Below are 2,667 nucleotides of genomic sequence, written 5' to 3' on the forward strand. Positions count from 1 at the left end.
CGATGGTCTGGATCAGCGACCGCTCGGAGCGCAGGAAGCCCTCCTTGTCGGCGTCAAGAATGGCGACAAGGCTGACCTCGGGCAGGTCGAGACCCTCGCGCAGCAGGTTGATGCCGACCAGCACGTCGTACTCGCCGAGTCGCAACTCGCGCAGCAGCTCGATCCGTTTCAGGGTGTCGACCTCGGAGTGCAGGTACCGGGTGCGGATGCCGTTCTCCATCAGGTAGTCGGTGAGGTCCTCGGACATCTTCTTGGTCAGCGTGGTGACCAGGACGCGCTCGTTGCGTTCGGCGCGCAGCCGGATCTCACCGATCAGGTCGTCGATCTGGCCCTTGGTGGGCTTCAGGATCACCTCGGGGTCGACCAGGCCGGTGGGCCGGATCAGCAGTTCGACCGGCGGCCCGGAGCGGGCCATCTCGTACGGTCCCGGGGTTGCCGACAGGTAGACGGTCTGCCCGATCCGGTCGCTGAACTCCTCGAAGGTGAGCGGCCGGTTGTCGAGTGCGCTGGGCAGCCGGAAGCCGTGCTCGACCAGGGTGCGCTTGCGCGAGGCGTCGCCCTCGTACATGCCGCCGATCTGCGGCACGCTGACGTGCGACTCGTCGATGACCAGCACGAAGTCGGCCGGGAAATAGTCGATCAGACAGTTCGGCGCGCTGCCCTGGGTGCGGCCGTCGATGTGCCGCGAGTAGTTCTCGATGCCCGAGCAGGTGCCGATCTGACGCATCATCTCGATGTCGTAACCGGTGCGCATGCGCAGCCGCTGCGCCTCGAGCAGCTTGTGCTCCCCCTCGAGTTCGGCCAGCCGCACCTCGAGCTCGGATTCGATGCCGGCGATGGCCCGCTCCATGCGTTCGGGGCCGGCGACGTAGTGGGACGCCGGGAACACCGCCACCTCGGTATCGACCGAGATCACCGTGCCGGTGAGCGGGTGCAGCGTCGACAGCGCTTCGATCTCATCACCGAAGAACTCGACGCGGACGGCGTTCTCTTCATACATCGGGAAGATCTCGACCGTGTCACCACGAACTCGGAAGGTGCCCCGGGTGCCGGCCAGGTCGTTGCGGGCGTACTGGATGTCGACCAGCGCCCGGAGCAGTTCGTCACGGTCACGGACGTCGCCGACCCGCAGCCGGACCATCCGATCGACGTATTCCTGCGGCGTGCCCAGGCCGTAGATCGCCGACACCGTCGCCACCACGATCACATCGCGCCGGGTGAGCAGCGAACTGGTCGCCGAGTGCCGCAGCCGCTCGACCTCCTCGTTGAGCGAGGAGTCCTTCTCGATGTAGGTGTCGGTCTGCGGAACGTACGCCTCGGGCTGGTAGTAGTCGTAGTACGAGACGAAGTACTCGACCGCGTTGTCGGGGAAGAAGGTGCGCAACTCGTTGGCGAACTGGGCGGCGAGGGTCTTGTTGGGCTGCATCACCAACATCGGACGCTGCAACCGCTCGGCCAGCCAGGCCACAGTGGCGGTCTTGCCGGTGCCGGTGGCACCCAGCACCACCACGTCGCTCTCGCCCGCGGTGATCCGGTGTTCCAGCTCGTCGATCGCGGCCGGCTGGTCACCGGCGGGGACGAAATCGGCCTGGACCTTGAACGGGGCCACCCGGCGCTGCAGATCGGTTGTCGGACGCATGTCCTCAGCGTAGGCGTCCGCTCTGACACTTTCGGATCCTCTTCCCGGACGCTACGACGGCGGGCCTCAGAGGCCCGCCGTCGCGTGTGTTGCGTGGAGATCCCGGATCGAGTCCGGGATGACGAGGTGTCAGCTCGGGATGGCCTGCCTCGTGGACGTCATCCCGGCGAACGCCGGGATCTCCGCTGCGCGATCACGCCTTCAGCTGGCTGTTCAGCAGTGAGTTGGTCATCTCCAGGTAGTCCTCCTGGACGGACGCCACCGTTGTTCCGGACGGCACGATCAGGGTCGACATCACGGTCAGTCCGTCGTCCCGCACGGACATGATCGTCACGTAGGAGAGCTTCACCGAACCCTGCGAGGTGGCCCGAGTGCCGCTCCAGCTGCCGATGCCGACCGACAACCGGCTGTTCTTCACGTCCATCACCGACGGCGTCTTGGTGCTGACCCCCGTCATGTTCGCGGTGATCTGCTTCATGTACGAGGCGACCACGTCGGTGCCCGAGACCTGACCCTCCACCCGGAACGCCTGGGTGGCCAGCAGGGCCTTGCCGTTGCTCAGCTGGGTGAAGTTCTTCATCTCTTCCCGGCTGGTCTGCTGCCAGCCGTTCGCCGGCGTCACGGACACTCCCATGCCCACCTCGATCCCGCCGCCAGGCGGGGTGTTCGTCGAGGTCGACGGGCTGGGATCCGGCGACGGATCGGTGGAGGTCGACGGGTCCGGGCTGGGCTGCGGGGACGGCGGCGTCGACTGCTGGGTGGACACCGTCGGCGAGACGCTCGGGGTCGGATCGCCGCCGCTCGGGCCGAACAGCGTCATCAGCAACCAGCCGGCCAGCGCCACCACGGCAAGGCCGGCCACCACGATGCCGATGATCATGCCGTTGCCCTTCGGCTTCGGCGGCTGCGGCTGGAAGCCGCCTCCCGAATAGCCGGGTCCGCCGAACGATCCGGACGCCCCGGCCGGCGGATACTGCTGGCCGGCCGGCCCATAGCCCTGTTGCGGGTAGCCGCCCGGCTGCGAGGGC

General features: G+C 67.3%; 1 protein-coding gene and 1 pseudogene. Both read right to left on the minus strand.

The genetic code is table 11. From position 1 onward, the window contains the following. A partial coding sequence (gene uvrB, locus Q0066_RS10030; RefSeq protein WP_298132504.1) for an excinuclease ABC subunit UvrB occupies positions 1-1,639 on the minus strand: 1,639 nt, incomplete at its 3' end. A 193-nt stretch (positions 1,640-1,832) separates the two neighbouring features. Next, positions 1,833-2,667, minus strand: a pseudogene (locus tag Q0066_RS10035) (hypothetical protein); the annotation flags it as partial.

This window comes from Micropruina sp. (genome assembly GCF_027492755.1).
In the GTDB taxonomy this organism is placed as follows: Bacteria; Actinomycetota; Actinomycetes; order Propionibacteriales; family Propionibacteriaceae; genus Micropruina.